13 protein-coding genes are annotated in these 15,822 nt (G+C 61.2%); 7 read left to right on the forward strand and 6 right to left on the reverse strand.

Going from position 1 to position 15,822, the window contains the following annotated elements:
* Positions 1–107 precede the first annotated feature (107 nt).
* Positions 108–1,097, forward strand: coding sequence for a Gfo/Idh/MocA family oxidoreductase (locus tag MUY21_RS12645; RefSeq protein WP_248410700.1), 990 nt, complete (start codon positions 108–110; stop codon positions 1,095–1,097).
* A gap of 11 nt (positions 1,098–1,108) precedes the next feature.
* Positions 1,109–1,378: a DksA/TraR family C4-type zinc finger protein gene (locus MUY21_RS12650; protein ID WP_248410701.1), complete on the forward strand. Its 270-nt coding sequence runs from the start codon at positions 1,109–1,111 to the stop codon at positions 1,376–1,378.
* A gap of 110 nt (positions 1,379–1,488) precedes the next feature.
* Here the strand turns inward: MUY21_RS12650 and MUY21_RS12655 are convergent, their stop codons facing one another.
* Complete coding sequence (locus tag MUY21_RS12655) at positions 1,489–1,974, reverse strand: GNAT family N-acetyltransferase (RefSeq protein WP_248410702.1); 486 nt, start codon at positions 1,972–1,974, stop codon at positions 1,489–1,491.
* A gap of 143 nt (positions 1,975–2,117) precedes the next feature.
* On the reverse strand, positions 2,118–3,944 hold the full coding sequence (locus tag MUY21_RS12660; protein ID WP_248410703.1) for a M3 family oligoendopeptidase: 1,827 nt from the start codon (positions 3,942–3,944) through the stop codon (positions 2,118–2,120).
* Between the two features lie 186 nt (positions 3,945–4,130).
* On the opposite strand from MUY21_RS12660, the gene MUY21_RS12665 reads away from it, so the two are divergent.
* Positions 4,131–6,671: a PBP1A family penicillin-binding protein gene (locus MUY21_RS12665; protein ID WP_248410704.1), complete on the forward strand. Its 2,541-nt coding sequence runs from the start codon at positions 4,131–4,133 to the stop codon at positions 6,669–6,671.
* A gap of 578 nt (positions 6,672–7,249) precedes the next feature.
* On the forward strand, positions 7,250–10,036 hold the full coding sequence (locus tag MUY21_RS12670) for a ribonuclease E/G (protein WP_248410705.1): 2,787 nt from the start codon (positions 7,250–7,252) through the stop codon (positions 10,034–10,036).
* A gap of 58 nt (positions 10,037–10,094) precedes the next feature.
* On the opposite strand, the gene MUY21_RS12675 is transcribed toward MUY21_RS12670, so the two are convergent.
* Positions 10,095–10,322: a sulfurtransferase TusA family protein gene (locus MUY21_RS12675; protein ID WP_248410748.1), complete on the reverse strand. Its 228-nt coding sequence runs from the start codon at positions 10,320–10,322 to the stop codon at positions 10,095–10,097.
* 114 nt (positions 10,323–10,436) lie between these two features.
* On the opposite strand from MUY21_RS12675, the gene MUY21_RS12680 reads away from it, so the two are divergent.
* The 3 genes from MUY21_RS12680 (at position 10,437) to MUY21_RS12690 (ending at position 13,898) form a co-directional block, all read left to right on the forward strand.
* Positions 10,437–11,189: a cytochrome c biogenesis CcdA family protein gene (locus tag MUY21_RS12680; protein ID WP_248410706.1), complete on the forward strand. Its 753-nt coding sequence runs from the start codon at positions 10,437–10,439 to the stop codon at positions 11,187–11,189.
* Between the two features lie 76 nt (positions 11,190–11,265).
* On the forward strand, positions 11,266–12,528 hold the full coding sequence (locus MUY21_RS12685; RefSeq protein WP_248410707.1) for a hypothetical protein: 1,263 nt from the start codon (positions 11,266–11,268) through the stop codon (positions 12,526–12,528).
* Positions 12,525–13,898 (forward strand): cytochrome P450, encoded by a 1,374-nt coding sequence (locus tag MUY21_RS12690; RefSeq protein WP_248410708.1) that lies wholly within the window; start codon positions 12,525–12,527, stop codon positions 13,896–13,898. The genes MUY21_RS12685 and MUY21_RS12690 overlap by 4 nt, the downstream gene beginning before the upstream one ends.
* 3 nt (positions 13,899–13,901) lie before the next feature.
* On the opposite strand, the gene MUY21_RS12695 is transcribed toward MUY21_RS12690, so the two are convergent.
* From MUY21_RS12695 to fumC, 3 genes are read right to left on the reverse strand one after another with little or no spacing between them, the layout of a single operon-like run.
* On the reverse strand, positions 13,902–14,129 hold the full coding sequence (locus MUY21_RS12695) for a ribbon-helix-helix domain-containing protein (RefSeq protein ID WP_248410709.1): 228 nt from the start codon (positions 14,127–14,129) through the stop codon (positions 13,902–13,904).
* A complete protein-coding gene (locus MUY21_RS12700; protein ID WP_248410710.1) occupies positions 14,126–14,311 on the reverse strand; it encodes a DUF4169 family protein in 186 nt (61 codons plus the stop codon). The genes MUY21_RS12695 and MUY21_RS12700 overlap by 4 nt, the downstream gene beginning before the upstream one ends.
* Positions 14,311–15,705: a class II fumarate hydratase gene (gene fumC / locus MUY21_RS12705; protein WP_248410711.1), complete on the reverse strand. Its 1,395-nt coding sequence runs from the start codon at positions 15,703–15,705 to the stop codon at positions 14,311–14,313. The genes MUY21_RS12700 and fumC overlap by 1 nt, the downstream gene beginning before the upstream one ends.
* Between the last annotated feature and the right edge of the window lie 117 nt (positions 15,706–15,822).

Here is a 15,822-nt window from a genome sequence, read left to right on the forward strand (position 1 = left end):
CAGACTGCGCCCGTGCGGTGTTTGCCGCAATGTTTACCACCGGACCGACCCGCGATAAGCTGGGTCGGTCATCTTATTTTCAGGGCATCACGTCGCAAGGGCATCACATGAACAAGGTTCTGAACTGGGGCGTTCTGGGCGCATCGAATTTTGCACGAAAGCAGATGGCCCCGGCCCTTCATGCCGCGCGCGGGGCGCGACTGGTGGCACTTGCCACGTCGGATGCAGGGAAGGCGCGGGGGTTCACGGCGTTCTGCCCGGATCTCAGGGTCCATGACAGCTATCAGGCGTTGCTGGAGGACCCGGGTGTGGACGCTGTCTATATTCCCTTGCCGAACGCGTTGCATGTGGAATGGGCGCAGAACGCCGTGCGCGCGGGCAAGCATGTGCTGGTGGAAAAGCCCATTGCCATGACGGCCGCCGAAATCGACGATCTGATCGCGCTGCGGGACGACACCGGGCTGTTGATCGCCGAAGCCTATATGATCGTGCATCACCCGCAATGGATCCGCGCCCGCGAACTGGTGCAATCAGGCGCAATTGGCACTGTGGAACATGCCGAAGCGGTGTTTTGCTATGACAACCGTGCCGACCGGGCCAATGTACGCAACGACCCGGCTCTGGGCGGCGGTGGCATTCGCGATATCGGCGTTTATACCTATTCCTCGGTGCGCTTTGCGACCGGGGCCGAGCCGGTTGACCTGTCGGCGCGGATCAAGACGGAAAACGGCGTCGACACCTGGGCGCAGGTGGTCGGGCAGATGGACGGGCCATCGGGGCGGTTTACCTATTCGGCCATGACGTCGATGCGCCTGTCCCCCCGGCAAGAGGTCGTGATCCAGGGCGATCGCGGCCAGATGCGTCTGACCGCGCCATTCAATCCCGGCATCTTCGGCCCGGCGGAACTTGACCTGCGACGCCCTGACGGCACCCGCACCATTGAAACCTGGCCGCAGGACAACCAATATATTCTGCAGGTCGAAAACTTTGGACGCACGGTGCACGAGGGCGCGGATTACCCGTGCCCGTTGGAGTTTTCGCGCGGCACGCAGGCGATGATCGACCGCGTGTTCGATTTGGCTGTGGACATAGGCTGACGGAGGGTGACATGGCAGGCGGATGGGCACGCGACGGTGCGGTTCAGGACCAGATAGACGCCTCGATCCAGGATGAACTGGCCCGGATGAAAACCCGGTCAGGCCCGGTGGGCGACAGCCTGACCCATTGCGCGGAATGCGAGGAAGAAATCCCCGAAGCCCGTCGTCGCGCCATTCCCGGTGTGAAACTGTGCATCGACTGCATGCAGGAACGGGATGCGGCCTTCAAAGCGCGTCCAGGGTTCAACCGGCGCGGATCAAAAGACAGTCAATTGAAGTAAGAAAGAGGTGTTGGCAAGGGTGGCGGTTGGCCCAACTTGACTGATGCTGCGCGGTGCACGAATGGCAGATATCTCCGGAATATCCGTCAGAATGTGTGGCCGATTTTGGTTCAAGTCGGGCACGGTGCCTCCATTGGCAAGATTGGTCCCCATTCAGTCTCGCGCGGCTGGCCCCTGACGTGGAAACCTATCTTTTGGTAGACGGCGATAGCTCGGGCATTGTCTGGGTGAGGATCGACCGCAAGCACTGGGACGCCAATGGCAAACAGCTCTGTCATTCGCTTTTTGATGAACGCTGAACCGTGGCCACGTCCAAGAATAGCTGGTTCACCGATAAACTGGTCCATCCCTCGCGCACCATTCGGTAGTTGGCCGAAGTGGTGCCCTTCTTGGGCATGGACGTCATAGTCTTGGATCAGCGCAAAAGGCAATCTGTCCGCCTCTACCATCCGCATGGTGACGTATGACCGATCCAGCGTGTCTGTAGTATAGGGGGTGCTAGCGTCCCACCATTCGGCCACGTGCGGTTCCCGAAGCCACTTATTGAGCAGGTTGAGATCACTAACATTGACCGCTCGGAAACTATAAGTTGTCATGAAAGGATCATAGAATACTCCGGCCCATATGGTCGATAGAGTAACCTTTTCCGAGCAAGCAGACCTTCACGCCGCGGCTGTGAACGGCAGCAGAATCCGCAATCCCGCCATTCCAACCCCTTCAGGGGTGTTGACGCCCGCGCTCAGTCCTCCATCGTTTCCAATTCGTCGATGAACCCTTCGATCATCGACAGCCCCTTGGCCCAGAAATCCGGGTCCGAGGCATCCAGGCCGAACGGGGCCAGAAGCTCTTTGTGGTGTTTTGAGCCGCCGGCTTTCAGCATCTCGAAATACTTGTCCTGAAACGCCGCGTCGCCTTCTTCATAGGCCGCGTAAAGCGCGTTCACCAGACCGTCGCCAAAGGCATAGGCATAGACATAGAAGGGGGAATGGACGAAATGCGGGATATAGGCCCAGAAGGTTTCGTACCCGTCCATGAATTCGAATGCCGGGCCAAGGCTTTCGCCCTGAACGCTCATCCAGATGTCGTTGATCTGGTCGGGGGTCAGTTCACCTTCGGCGCGGGCGTCGTGCAGCTTGCATTCGAAATCATAGAACGCGATCTGACGCACGACCGTGTTGATCATGTCCTCGACCTTGCCGGCCAGAAGCACCTTCTTCTCGGCAGTGGTCTTGGCCTCGCTCAAGAGTTTGCGGAAGGTCAGCATTTCGCCGAACACGCTGGCGGTTTCGGCCAGCGTCAGGGGGGTCGATGACAGCATTTCACCCTGATCCGCGGCCAGCACCTGGTGGACGCCGTGGCCCAGCTCATGCGCCAGGGTCATCACATCGCGCGGTTTGCCCAGATAGTTCAGCATGACGTAGGGGTGCACGTTGGTGACGGTGGGGTGGGCGAATGCGCCGGGTGCCTTGCCGGGTTTCACGCCTGCGTCGATCCAGCCATCGGTGAAAAATGGCTTGGCGATCTCGGCCATGCGCGGGTCGAAATCAGCATAGGCGTCCATCACGATCTTTTCGGCATCCGGCCAATCGACCAGCTTGTCATCTTCCATCGGCAGCGGCGCGTTGCGGTCCCAGACCTGCATCACGTCCAGCCCCAGCCACTTGCGCTTCAGCTCGTAATAGCGGTGCGACAGGCGCGGATAGGCGGCGACCACGGCATTGCGCAGCGCCTCGACCACCTCGGGTTCGACATGGTTGGCAAGGTGGCGCCCGGTCTGCGGGGTGGGCATTTTGCGCCACGTATCCTCGATCTCTTTTTCCTTGGCGAGCGTGTTGTGAACGCGCGCGAACAGCTTGACGTTTTCGCCCAGCACGCGCGCGATTTCCTTCGCCGCTGCTTCGCGTGTGGCGCGGTCCTTGTCGGTCAACAGGGTGGTCGTGGCTTCCAGCCCGCGGTCCTCTCCGTTGACGGTGAACACAAGCCCCGCCACGGTTTCGTCAAAGAGCGTGTTCCAGGCAGATGCCCCGACCGCGGATTTGTCGTGCAGAAACTGCTCCAACTCGTCGGACAATTGATAGGGGCGCATGGCGCGCAGCCGGTCAAAGATCGGCTTGTAACGGGCCAGTGCCGCATTGTCTGCAAACCAGCCATCCAGAACCTCGTCCTCGATCCGGTTTACTTCCAAAGAGAAAAACACAAGCGGCGCGGTGAAGACGGTGATCTTTTCCTGACAGTTTTGCAAAAACTGCGCGCGGTCGGCATCGGTGGTTTTCTGGTAATACCGCAGTCCCGCAAATGACATGATGCGTCCTGCGATCAGGTCGATCTGTTCATAGGCCTCGATGCAGTCCAACATGCCAGCGGCGTCCAGCCCGGCCAGTTTGCCCTGATAGGTCGCGGCGAAATCGGCGCAGGCTTTCTCCAACCACTCCATGTCGCGCGCCAGTTCCGGGGCGTCCTGCGACGCGTAAAGGTCGCTCAGATCCCACTCGGGCAAGCCTTCAAGCGGGATATCACCGGATTGTGCATTGGCATCGCGGACGGGGAAGGGAAGGGTGGTAAGCATCGGACCTCCGGTTTTGTGTCTGGGTCAAGACATAGGACGCAGGCCGGGCAGTTGCAATCCGCCCCCGCCGGACGTGGCGTTTGCCGCGACAAAGGGCGCAAAATGGCCGATTTTCCCCGCCAAGGGGTTTTGACCCGGCCCTGCGGTCCCTTTATAGGAAGGAAGCACTTTTCAAAGGACGCGCGCGTGATCAGATTCATTCTTGGCATATTCGGTGCCGTCTTTACCGGCATCACGCTGGCTGTCTTCATGGCCGCACTGGTGATCGGTGGCGTTTTCTGGATGTATTCCAGAGACTTGCCCAGTCACGAACAGCTTGCCACCTACACGCCTGCCACCATTAGCCGGGTTTATTCCGGCGAAGGGCAGTTGATGGACGAATTTGCCCGCGAACGCCGCCTGTTTACCCCGGCGGACGAGATTCCGGCGCTGGTGAAACACGCCTTCATCTCGGCCGAGGACAAGAATTTCTATACCCATGCCGGGTTCGACCCCCGTGGGATCGCCGCCGCCGCCGTCGAAGCGGCGCGCGGGGGAAAGCTGCGCGGGGCGTCCACCATTCCGCAGCAGGTGGTGAAGAACTTCCTGCTCAGCTCCGAACGGTCGGCGGAACGCAAGATCAAGGAACTGATCCTGTCGGTGCGTCTGGAAAGCACATTGTCCAAGGATGAAATTCTGGCGCTGTATCTGAACGAGATCTTTCTGGGCCAGAACTCATACGGTGTGACGGCGGCGGCGCAGACCTATTTCAACAAGACGCTGGACGAGCTGGAGCCGCATGAGGCTGCAACGCTGGCCTCGATGCCGCAGGCGCCCAGCAACTTTCACCCGGTGCGCGCGAAAGAACGCCTAATGGCGCGGCGCAACTATGTTCTGCGCGAGATGTTCCAGAACGGCTATCTGGATCGCGCCACTTATGACGCCGAGGTCGCCAAGCCTCTGCGGTCGGTTCAGAACGGCGACTTCCCGGCCTTCCGCGAGGCGCTGCCGCCGCGCGATTACTTCACCGACGAGATTCGTCGCCAGCTCAGCCGCGATTTCGGGGAAGAGGAGTTCTTTACCGGCGGCATGAGCGTGCGGGCCACCGTGGACCCGGACTTGCAGCAAGTGGCCGCCAAAAGCCTGCGCATCGCGCTTGAGGATTACGACCGCAGCCGGGGCGTCTGGCGCCCGTCTGGCGTGACGTTGCCCGCCGAAGTGCTGGGCGACGAGGCGTCCTGGCGTGCAGCTCTGGCCGATACTCGGTTCCCGCGGGACATCGAAGGCTGGTCTCCCGCGGTGGTGCTTGAGGTCGGTAGCAGCGATGCGCGCATCGGCATCGAAGGCGTGGACGAGGACGAAGACGGCCACTGGATCCCGGCCAAGGATGTGACATGGGCGCGCCGTCGTAATGAAGACGGCAGCCTTGGCCGCCGCGCACAGGTTGCCGGTGATCTGCTGAAGGTCGGCGAGGTCGTGCATGTGCGCCAGATGACCAAGGACGACGACGGCAGCTTCATCCGCTGGACCTTGCGACAGGTGCCCGAGGTGCAGGGCGGCTTTATGGCGATGGACGTGAACACGGGGCGCGTGATCGCGATGCAGGGGGGCTTCAGCTACCAGCATTCGGTCTTCAACCGGGCGACGCAAGCGACACGCCAGCCGGGGTCAAGTTTCAAGCCCTTCGTCTATGCCGCCGCGCTGGACAGTGGCTTTTCGCCAGCCACCATTGTGATCGACGCCCCGATCGAGGTGGTCGCGGGGGGGCAGATCTGGCGGCCCAAGAACTACTCCAACCGTTTCTACGGCCCGACGCCCTTGCGTACCGGGATTGAACAGTCGCGCAACCTGATGACGGTGCGGCTGGCGCAGGAAATCGGCATGGATACCGTGGCGGGCTATGCCGAACGGTTCGGCGTCTATGACCGGATGAACCAGTTTCTGGCGAACTCGCTGGGGGCCGAAGAAACGACGCTTTTCCGCATGGTCGCGGCTTATGCGATGTTTGCCAATGGCGGCGAGCGGGTGGAACCTACGCTGGTGGACCGCGTGCAGGACCGCTGGGGCAAGACGATCTATCGCCATGACGATCGCCAATGCACCGATTGCAGCGACCCGACCCTTGCCGATGGGCAGGCGCCCGCGATTGTGTCGGACCGCGAACGGGTGATGAACGCGATCACCGCTTATCAGCTGACCTCGATGCTGCGGGGCGTGGTGGAACGTGGCACAGCGCGCAGTGTGGTCAACCTTCCGGTGCCGACGGCTGGCAAGACGGGCACGACCAATGACGAACGCGATGCGTGGTTCGTTGGCTTCACCTCGAACATCGTGGCGGGTTGCTATATCGGCTATGACCGTCCGCGCACCATGCCTGGCACGTCAGGCGGCGGTATGTGCGGCCCGGTGTTCCAACGCTTCATGCTTGAGGCAATCAAGGAATATGGCGGGGGTGAGTTCAAGGTGCCGCCGGGCGGGCATTTCATCAAGATCGACCGCTTCACCGGCGCGCGCCTGCCGCCGGATGCTTCGGGCGATCATGTTGTGGCCGAGTATTTCCGCGATGGTGAAGAGCCGCTGTTTGGCGTGATGTTCGACGGTGGCTTTGCGATGGGGGCCAACCTGCCCATGTTCGACCGTGGCGAAACCGACGATGGCGCCGCGAAGGTTCAGACCTCGACCGGCAAAACGGTCGTGGTGCCGGGCAAGGCCGATTTCGGGTCTCTGTCGTCGGGCGGGCTATATTAACAAGGGATTGTCGGGCGATGCGCCTGCGATGCCGTTCGCGACTATGGCCCCGCGTTGCGCAATCATCTGCACGGAGATGCATTTTGCCCATTGTCATTCCGACCCTTGACCACGTATGGTCCATTTACGGTGGATCGCGCCTTTGCGCCCGACCGCTGACGAGAGTTTCGTTGTTTTGCTGACCGAATGTTGGCCAAGGCCGCAGGCCGGGGCAAAACAAACCGAGAATGCTCTGGAACGCGCCCGAAAATGGGCTGGCTGCCAGAGCGCGAAATTGACGATCACGGAGGTAAGCGCCCGCAAGGCCGTTGTTCCGGGTCCGAAAATCCGCCCGACGTCTGACACCAGACCGGGCAAAAGAATGGGTCGCGCACGGGGTCTGGCCACTCCAGCCCACCGCAAGCGTGACCGGAGAAGAAACGCGATGATGCGCGAGAGGATCGAGCAAACACAGAAGGCGGGGCGCAAGCCCCTGACCTTGTTGTCGTATCCCACGCATCGCTTCGCCCTGACAAGTCACCCCCAAAACCGTGCGCTTCCGCCTGGAAGGGCGCGTGTACGGGGTGCGGAAAGAACATATGCCCAAGAAGATGCTTATCGACGCCACTCACGCGGAAGAAACCCGCGTTGTGGTGGTGGACGGAAACAAGGTCGAGGAATTTGACTTTGAATCAGAAAACAAACGCCAGCTAGCTGGCAATATCTATCTGGCCAAGGTGACGCGGGTCGAACCGTCGTTGCAGGCGGCCTTTGTGGATTATGGCGGCAACCGCCACGGCTTTTTGGCCTTTTCCGAAATCCACCCTGATTATTATCAGATCCCGGTCGCGGATCGCGAGGCGCTCTTGGAAGAAGAACGCGCCTATGCCGAAGCCATGGCCGAGGAAGAGGAAAAGCCCAAATCGCGCCGCCGCCGGTCGCGCGGCCGTTCACGCGCGAAGGCGGAAGAGGCCAAATCCGATGATGCCGTGGCCACCAAAGAGGTCGACTCCACCGGCTCCGGTATGGATGTCATTGACCTGGACAATGGTGAAGGCGACCCCGAAGAAGGCCGCTCGCCGATGGAACTGGTTGGCGACACCCCCGTCGAAGAACCCACCGATGGCTCGGATGACGATGCAGTCCTGACAGATGCGGCCAGCGACAGCCCTGAGGTCAAAGACCAGGCATCGGACACGTCGGACGACAGTGACGACAGCGACGACGATGACGACGATGATGACGACGACGCACCGCTGGATGCCTCGGAAAAGGATGACCAGATCGAAAGCGTCGCCGATGATGACGCCGTCGAAGACATCCGCCCGCGCCGCAAACCGCGCCCGAAACGCTACAAGATCCAGGAAGTGATCAAGGTGCGCCAGATCCTTCTGGTGCAGGTCGTGAAGGAAGAACGCGGCAACAAGGGCGCGGCGCTGACCACCTATCTGTCGCTGGCCGGGCGCTACTGCGTCTTGATGCCCAACACCGCGCGCGGCGGCGGGATCAGCCGCAAGATCACCAACGCCGCCGACCGCAAGAAGCTGAAGGAAATCGCCTCCGAGATCGACGTACCCAAGGGCGCGGGCCTGATCGTGCGTACGGCAGGGGCCAAGCGCACCAAGTCGGAAATCAAACGCGATTATGAGTATCTGCAACGGTTGTGGGAGCAAATCCGCGAACTGACGCTTGCGTCATCGGCACCGGCGAAGATTTACGAAGAAGGCAACCTGATCAAACGCTCGATCCGCGATCTGTATTCGCGCGAGATTGACGAGGTGTTCGTGGAGGGCGAGGCAGGCTATCGCACCGCCAAGGACTTCATGAAGATGATCATGCCGTCCCACGCCAAGAATGTGAAGCTGTATCAGGACCAGATGCCGCTGTTCGCGCGCTATCAGGTTGAAAGCTATCTGTCGGGGATGTTCAGCCCCACGGTGCAGTTGAAATCCGGTGGCTATATCGTCATTGGTGTGACCGAAGCTCTGGTGGCGATTGACGTGAACTCGGGCCGGGCAACGAAAGAAGGCTCGATCGAGGAAACGGCGCTGAAAACCAACCTTGAGGCCGCCGAGGAAGTCGCGCGCCAGTTGCGTCTGCGCGACCTGGCCGGTCTGATCGTGATCGACTTCATCGACATGGAAGAACGCCGCAACAACAACGCGGTTGAAAAGCGTCTGAAAGACAAGCTGAAAACCGACCGTGCACGAATCCAGGTGGGCCGTATCTCGGGCTTTGGTCTGGCGGAAATGTCGCGCCAGCGTCTGCGCCCCGGCATGATCGAGGCGACGACCCAGCCTTGCAACCATTGCCACGGTACGGGCCTGATCCGCTCGGATGACAACCTTGCCTTGTCGATCCTGCGCCAGTTGGAGGAGGAAGGCGTGCGCCGTCGCTCGCGCGAGGTTTTGGTGAAGGCTCCGGTCGGCATCGTGAACTTCCTGATGAACAACAAACGCGAGCATATTGCGCAAATTGAAGCGCGCTATGGCATGGCGGTGCGGATCGAAGCCGATCCGTTCCTGATCTCGCCCGATTACTCGATCGAGAAGTTCAAGACCGCCACCCGCGCCGTGCCGGACGCCTCGGCAACGGTGGTGTCTGTCGATGCCTCGCTGATGGAGGATATTGACGAGGTCGAAGACGCCGAAGTGATTTCGGAGGACACGAGCGACGACGAACAGAAGCCCAAGAAACGTCGCCGCCGCCGTCGCCGTCGTCGGTCGTCCAACGGGGATGACGCGCGGCAGGACAACCAGAACGGCGACGCGTCCGAAGACAATGACGCATCGGACGAGGTCAAGGAAACCGCGGCAACGGATGCCGAGGCCGAGACCCCCACCGAAGACAGCGACGACAAGCCCAAGCGCAAACGCGCCCCGCGTCGCCGGTCGAAGAAAGCCGAAGATGAAGCGGTCGGTGAAACAGTAGCTGCGGACGCTTCGACCGAGGATGCGCAAGCGACGGCTGAGGTTGAGGCGGAAGAAAAGCCGAAGCCCAAGCGCGCGCCCCGTAAACGGGCAGCGAAACCGAAGGCGGAAGAAGTGGCGACCGATGCCACGGCAGAAGTTGAAGTGGAAGAGGCACCGAAGAAACCCGCGCGCAAGTCACGGGCCAAGAAGCCCAAGGAGGACGCTCCCGCAGAGGTTGCGTCGGCTGAGAAGTCAGCGCCGGAAGCCGAAGAAAAGTCCAAGAAAGCACCACGCAAACGGGCGACCACGTCACGCAAGAACGAAGACGACGCGGCAGTTGACGCGACCACTGCCGAGAAAGCGCCGGAACCCGCAATGGCAAACGCCGCTCCGGCGACCCCTGCCGAGCCTGAGGTGAAAGCCGACGAGCCGCCCAAGCCCAAGCGCAAGGGCTGGTGGTCGCTGGGCAGCTAGGCAGCCATGCCGATAGACAGGGAAAGGCCGGGCAACTTGTCCGGCCTTTTCGTTTCCGTCATCCCTTGCGGATGAAGTAATGGGTGGCGTTGCCGTGTTCTTCCTGCCCGAGAAGGTCGTGCCCCTGTTCGGTGCAGAAATGCGGCACGTCGATCACCGCCGCCGGATCGGTGGCTTGCAGGCGCAAAACCTGCCCCGTTTCAAGCGATTTCAGACGCTTGCGGGCCTTCAGCACGGGCAGGGGGCACAGCAACCCCAGCGCATCAAGATCGTCGTCAAACTCCATATCTTCCCATAGGCCGTCGGGGTGGACCTGTCCATCGGGCAGGTGCACCAATTTGTCGCGCAGTTGTGACAAAGGGGCAGGTGACGACACGGTCTTCCCGCGCTATGTGAGGGTATGTTTGGATTTGACCTTATCGACGCCAGCCTGCTGCCGGCCTTGATCATCGCCTTCGTGGCCGGGATCCTGAGTTTCCTCAGCCCCTGCGTGCTGCCCATCGTGCCGCCCTATCTGGCCTATATGTCCGGCGTCAGCATGGGCGAGATGACCGAAGGTCGGCAAGCCGCCCGCAAGGCCACACTGGCCGCTTTGTTCTTCGTCATGGGCCTGTCGACGGTGTTTCTGTTTCTGGGCTTCGCGGCGTCGGCCTTCGGGGCGTTTTTCCTGCAAAACCAACAGCTTTTCGCCACGTTCGCCGGAATCGTCGTGATGGTGTTCGGGGCGCATTTTCTGGGCGTAATCAATATCCCCTTTCTCAATCGCGAAGCACGTATGGACGCGGGCGACCAGGGGGGAAGTGCGTTCGGAGCCTATCTGCTCGGGCTGGCCTTCGCCTTTGGCTGGACCCCCTGCATCGGGCCGCAATTGGGTGCGATCCTGTCGCTTGCCGCGTCGGAAGGATCGGTGGCGCGGGGCACCACGCTTCTGGCGATCTATGCTGCCGGGCTGGGCATTCCTTTTCTGCTGGTCGCGGCATTCTTCCCGCGCATGACCGGGATGATGAATTTCATGAAACGGCATATGGAGCGGATCGAGCGGATCATGGGGCTGCTTCTGTGGACCATCGGGTTGATGATGCTGACCGGGGGATTCTCGCGATTCTCCTATTGGCTGCTTGAGACATTCCCGGCACTTTCTGCACTTGGCTAAGCAGGAAGTCCACGCAAGGGCTTAATTTCGACTGCTTTTCCGGATAGCCTTGCGCCGAAACAGACAGGCCGGAACCATGCATGCCACCGACGACCGACCGCCCGGAAAACCCGCCCAGGTGCGGCGTCGCCAGGTGTTCTACATCCCCGGCTATGACCCGATTCACCCGCGTCGATATCGCGAGCTGTATCGCAAGGAGGGGGCGGCGCAGGCGGAGATTTCGGGCTATCAGATCGACCTGATCGGGCGGCAGCGTTCAGGCAGCTATGGATGGCAGGTGACGGGCCGGATCGACGGGATTGAAACCGAGGCGGAATTCGACGTGCTGGTCTGGGCCGATATCGTGCGTGACAGCATGAAGTTGAACATCGCACAGACCTATCTTCTGATGGCGCGCACGGCGTGGACCTATATCGCGACCGGTGCGCTGTGGCGCTTGATGCGGTTGCGCAAGGGGCCGGTGATTGCCGCGCTCTACCCGGTGGGCATGTTGATGCTGCAACTGGTTCTGGCCCTGCTTCTGGGCCATATTCTTGGCCATGTCGCCGCGTTTTTTGCAGGCCATGTCACGCTGAACACCGGTGCGATGGTCGCTGGTTACTGGATTGGGTTTGCCGTGACCGTCGCGGTTCTGCTGCGCTGGTTTCGCGCGGTGGATAACAAGCTATATGTTTACTACCTGATGCACGATTACGCCTATTCCGCGCGCTCGAAAGGGGCCAACCCGCCCGAGTTGGAGGCGCGGATGGCGCTGTTTGCCGACCAGATCGAACGGGCGCTGCACACGGATGTGGATGAGGTTCTGGTGGTGGGTCACAGTTCCGGCGCGCATCTGGCCGTATCCGTGCTGGCCGACCTGCTACGGGCGGGTCGGGTGCCGCAGGATGGTCCCGCGCTGGCGTTTCTGAGCCTTGGGCAAGTCATGCCGATGGTCAGCTTCCTGCCCGATGCGCACAGGCTCAGGCGCGACCTGCATGAGTTGAGCATGCAGACCCGTGTCGCATGGGTGGACGTGACCGCGCCGGGAGATGGCTGCGCCTTTGCGCTGTGTGATCCGGTGGCGGTGACAGGGGTGGCGCCCGATCAGGGCAAACGCTGGCCGCTGGTGGTTTCTGCAGCATTCACAAAAACGCTCAGCCCCGAACGCTGGAAGGTTCTGCGCTGGCGCTTTTTTCGGCTGCATTTTCAATATCTTTGCGCCTTTGATCGTCCCGGAGACTACGACTATTTTCAAATTACCGCTGGCCCAATGACCCTGGCAGACCGCTATCGCAACCGCCGCCCGTCGGCCAGCCGGATCGAGAACCCGGTGTCAAAATACACGAACATGGCGGCATGACGACGCCCTTGCCCCCCAAACCGCCCTCGCGTGCCGGGCGGGTGTCGCTTTGGCGTTACGCGAAACTGTTTCGCCGTGATATCCTGTCGGCCCAACCGGCGCGGCTCTATCGTGCCTGGATGGCCGAGTTTCGAACGCCGTTCTTCCGCAGTTTCCTGTGCAACGACCCGAGGTTGGTCGATCTGGTGCTGAAGAAACGCCCCGACGATTTCCCAAAATCCGACCGCATCCGCGAGGGGCTGGCGCCGCTGTTGGGCGAGTCCGTCTTCGTCACCAATGGCGAGGTCTGGAAGCGGCAGCGCCGCATTATCGACCCCGCGTTCGAGGGTGGGCGGTTGAAAGAGGTGTTCCCGGCCATGTGGGACGCTGCCGTGTCTGCCGTGGACCGCCTGCGCCCCGTGGCGGACGGCACCCCCGTCGAGATGGAAAGCCATGCCAGCCACGCCGCTGCTGACGTGATTTTCCGCACGCTGTTCTCGATCCCGATCGAACATGAGGTCGCGGGGCAGGTGTTCGAAAAATTCCGCGACCACCAGCGCGCGCAACCTGTGGTCAATCTTGGGGCGCTGTTGCCCCTGCCACGCTGGATGCCGCGATTTCATCGCGCAAGGGCCAAACAGACCGCGCGCCAGATCAGGGGTCTGATCCGGGACCTGACAGCCGCCCGCATGGCCGAGATCGCACAGGGCACCGCTCCCGACGATCTGGCCACCAAGATCATGACGACGACCCACCCCGAGTCCGGCGATCGGTTCGATACCGACGAAATGGTCGATCAGGTGGCGATTTTCTTTCTTGCGGGCCATGAAACCAGCGCTTCGGCTCTGGCGTGGGCGCTGTATCTGCTGGCGCTCTATCCCGACTGGCAGGACCGGGTCGCAGAAGAGGCGCAGGCATATATCGACCCCGACAAGATATATTTCTCGGTCATGTCCCGCCTGCGTCTGTCGCGCGACGTGTTTCGCGAGGCGTTGCGCCTTTATCCCCCGGTGCCGATGATGGTGCGCGAGGCAAGCTGCCCCGAACAGTTCCGGGGACGTGACGTGCCGAAGGGCAGCCAGATCGTGCTGAGCCCTTGGCATTTGCATCGGCATAAACGGCTGTGGGAGGATCCCGATGCCTTCGACCCCGCCCGGTTCCAGACGGCGAATGGAAAATCCTGCCTGCGCAACGCCTTCATTCCGTTTTCCAGCGGGCAAAGGGTGTGCCCCGGGGCAGGCTTTGCGATGATCGAAGGACCGTTGATCCTGTCGATGCTGGTGCGGGCCTATCGGTTTGAACTGGTTCACGACCGGCCCGCCATGCCGGTGGCGCATCTGACGGTGCGGGGCAGGGACGGGATCTGGCTGACCCTGACACCGCGTGAGTGAAACTCAGCCCTCGGACGGTCGTCTGTAGTGATCGAGCACATAAACGCGAATTGCGGATGCCAGCCCCCGGTCCACTCCGCGCGCCGCATCAACCTCGGCTGCCAGCGCGTTCAGGGGCAGGCCGCGTGCCTTCGCAATCTCGCGAAAGGCCTGCCAGAACTCCGGCTCCAGCGACACCGACGTGCGGTGCCCGTGCAGGGTCAGCGAGTGTTTTTCGGGGCGCGAACTCATGCTGTCTCCGGGTCTTGTTTGTGACAGTCCAACTGCCGCTGCATTCGGATCTCGTCCGCGCGTTCCGCTGCTTTCTGCGCCTTGCTGCGCCCGTGTTTGACAGCGTTTTCATCAGCGCGGGCCTTGGTCGCGGCCCGCGCTTTTTCTTTCCGAAACCGGTTCAGATTGACCGGTTCCGCCATCAGTCTTTCGGGCCGATCATCTGTTCGGGGCGCACCACCTCGTCAAAGGTTTTTTCGTCCACGAAACCAAGGGCAATCGCCTCTTCCTTCAGGGTAGTGCCGTTTTTGTGCGCCGTCTTGGCCACCTTGGTGGCGTTGTCATAGCCGATTGTGGGGGCCAGCGCCGTCACCAGCATCAGGCTTTCCTTCATCAGTTTCTCAATGCGCGGCTCGTTGGCCTGAATACCGTTCAGCATCCGTTCGGTGAAGCTGTCCGCCGCATCGCCCAGAAGCTGAATGGATTGCAGCAGGTTATAGCTCATCATCGGGTTATAGACGTTCAGTTCGAAATGCCCCTGCGAGCCTGCGAACTTGATCGCGGCATCGTTGCCCATCACATGCGCGGCCACTTGCGTCAGCGCCTCGGCCTGTGTCGGGTTCACCTTGCCTGGCATGATGGACGAGCCGGGTTCGTTTTCCGGCAGGATCAGTTCGCCCAGACCCGAGCGGGGGCCGGAGCCGAGGAACCGGATGTCATTGGCGATCTTGTAGCACGAACCCGCCACGGTCGCCAAAGCGCCCGACATGAATACCATCGCGTCATGGGCGGCCAGAGCCTCGAACTTGTTGGGGGCGGTGACGAAGGGCAGGCCGGTGATGCGGGCCATGTTGGCGGCGACTTCCTCGCCCCAGCCCTTGCGTGTGTTCAAACCGGTGCCAACAGCAGTGCCGCCCTGTGCCAGTTCGTAAATGCCGGGCAGAGCCAGTTTCACCCGTTCGATGCCCTGACGGATCATGTGGGCATAGCCCGAGAACTCCTGCCCAAGCGTCAGCGGGGTGGCGTCCTGCGTATGGGTGCGACCGATCTTGATGATGTCCTTGAACTCGTTTTCCTTGGCCTCAAGACCGGCCAGCAGTTTTTCCAGACCGGGCAGCAGCACGTCACGCACGCTCATAGCGGTGGCGATGTGCATCGCGGTCGGGAACGTGTCGTTCGAGGATTGGCCCATATTGCAGTGATCGTTTGGGTGCACCGGGTCTTTCGATCCGATCACGCCGCCCATGATTTCAATGGCGCGGTTGGCGATCACCTCGTTGGCGTTCATGTTCGATTGGGTGCCGGACCCGGTTTGCCACACGACCAGCGGGAAATTGTCGTCGAACTTGCCAGCCACGACTTCTGATGCGGCCTGAATGACGGCATCGGCAATCTTGCCATCCATCGCGCCCGCAGCTTTGTTGGCTTCTGCGCAGGCCTGTTTGATGACACCAAGGGCACGCACGATGGCGGTGGGCTGTTTTTCCCAACCAATCGGGAAGTTCATCAAAGAACGCTGCGTCTGTGCGCCCCAGTATTTGTCGGCAGGAACTTCAAGAGGGCCAAAGCTGTCGGATTCTGTGCGGGTCTGGGTCATGTCAGGGCGCCTTTATTTGCAAAACCGAGGTCGTTGTACACGACTGCACACCAAATTCAATGCTGGTAGCGCCCGAACCACGTGGTGTGGCAATGCTGTCTGGGGTCGGACCGTGTC

This window comes from Aliiroseovarius sp. S2029, assembly GCF_023195575.1.
GTDB lineage: Bacteria > Pseudomonadota > Alphaproteobacteria > Rhodobacterales > Rhodobacteraceae > Aliiroseovarius > Aliiroseovarius zhejiangensis.

Coding starts and splice junctions, on each gene's coding strand:
- MUY21_RS12695 (WP_248410709.1), bottom strand. CDS start 14,129: ATGAGTTCGCGCCCCGAAAAACACTCGCTGACCCTGCACGGGCACCGC.
- MUY21_RS12675 (WP_248410748.1), bottom strand. CDS start 10,322: ATGGAGTTTGACGACGATCTTGATGCGCTGGGGTTGCTGTGCCCCCTG.
- MUY21_RS12645 (WP_248410700.1), top strand. CDS start 108: ATGAACAAGGTTCTGAACTGGGGCGTTCTGGGCGCATCGAATTTTGCA.
- MUY21_RS12655 (WP_248410702.1), bottom strand. CDS start 1,974: ATGACAACTTATAGTTTCCGAGCGGTCAATGTTAGTGATCTCAACCTG.
- MUY21_RS12670 (WP_248410705.1), top strand. CDS start 7,250: ATGCCCAAGAAGATGCTTATCGACGCCACTCACGCGGAAGAAACCCGC.
- MUY21_RS12680 (WP_248410706.1), top strand. CDS start 10,437: ATGTTTGGATTTGACCTTATCGACGCCAGCCTGCTGCCGGCCTTGATC.
- MUY21_RS12660 (WP_248410703.1), bottom strand. CDS start 3,944: ATGCTTACCACCCTTCCCTTCCCCGTCCGCGATGCCAATGCACAATCC.
- fumC (WP_248410711.1), bottom strand. CDS start 15,705: ATGACCCAGACCCGCACAGAATCCGACAGCTTTGGCCCTCTTGAAGTT.
- MUY21_RS12650 (WP_248410701.1), top strand. CDS start 1,109: ATGGCAGGCGGATGGGCACGCGACGGTGCGGTTCAGGACCAGATAGAC.
- MUY21_RS12700 (WP_248410710.1), bottom strand. CDS start 14,311: ATGGCGGAACCGGTCAATCTGAACCGGTTTCGGAAAGAAAAAGCGCGG.
- MUY21_RS12690 (WP_248410708.1), top strand. CDS start 12,525: ATGACGACGCCCTTGCCCCCCAAACCGCCCTCGCGTGCCGGGCGGGTG.
- MUY21_RS12685 (WP_248410707.1), top strand. CDS start 11,266: ATGCATGCCACCGACGACCGACCGCCCGGAAAACCCGCCCAGGTGCGG.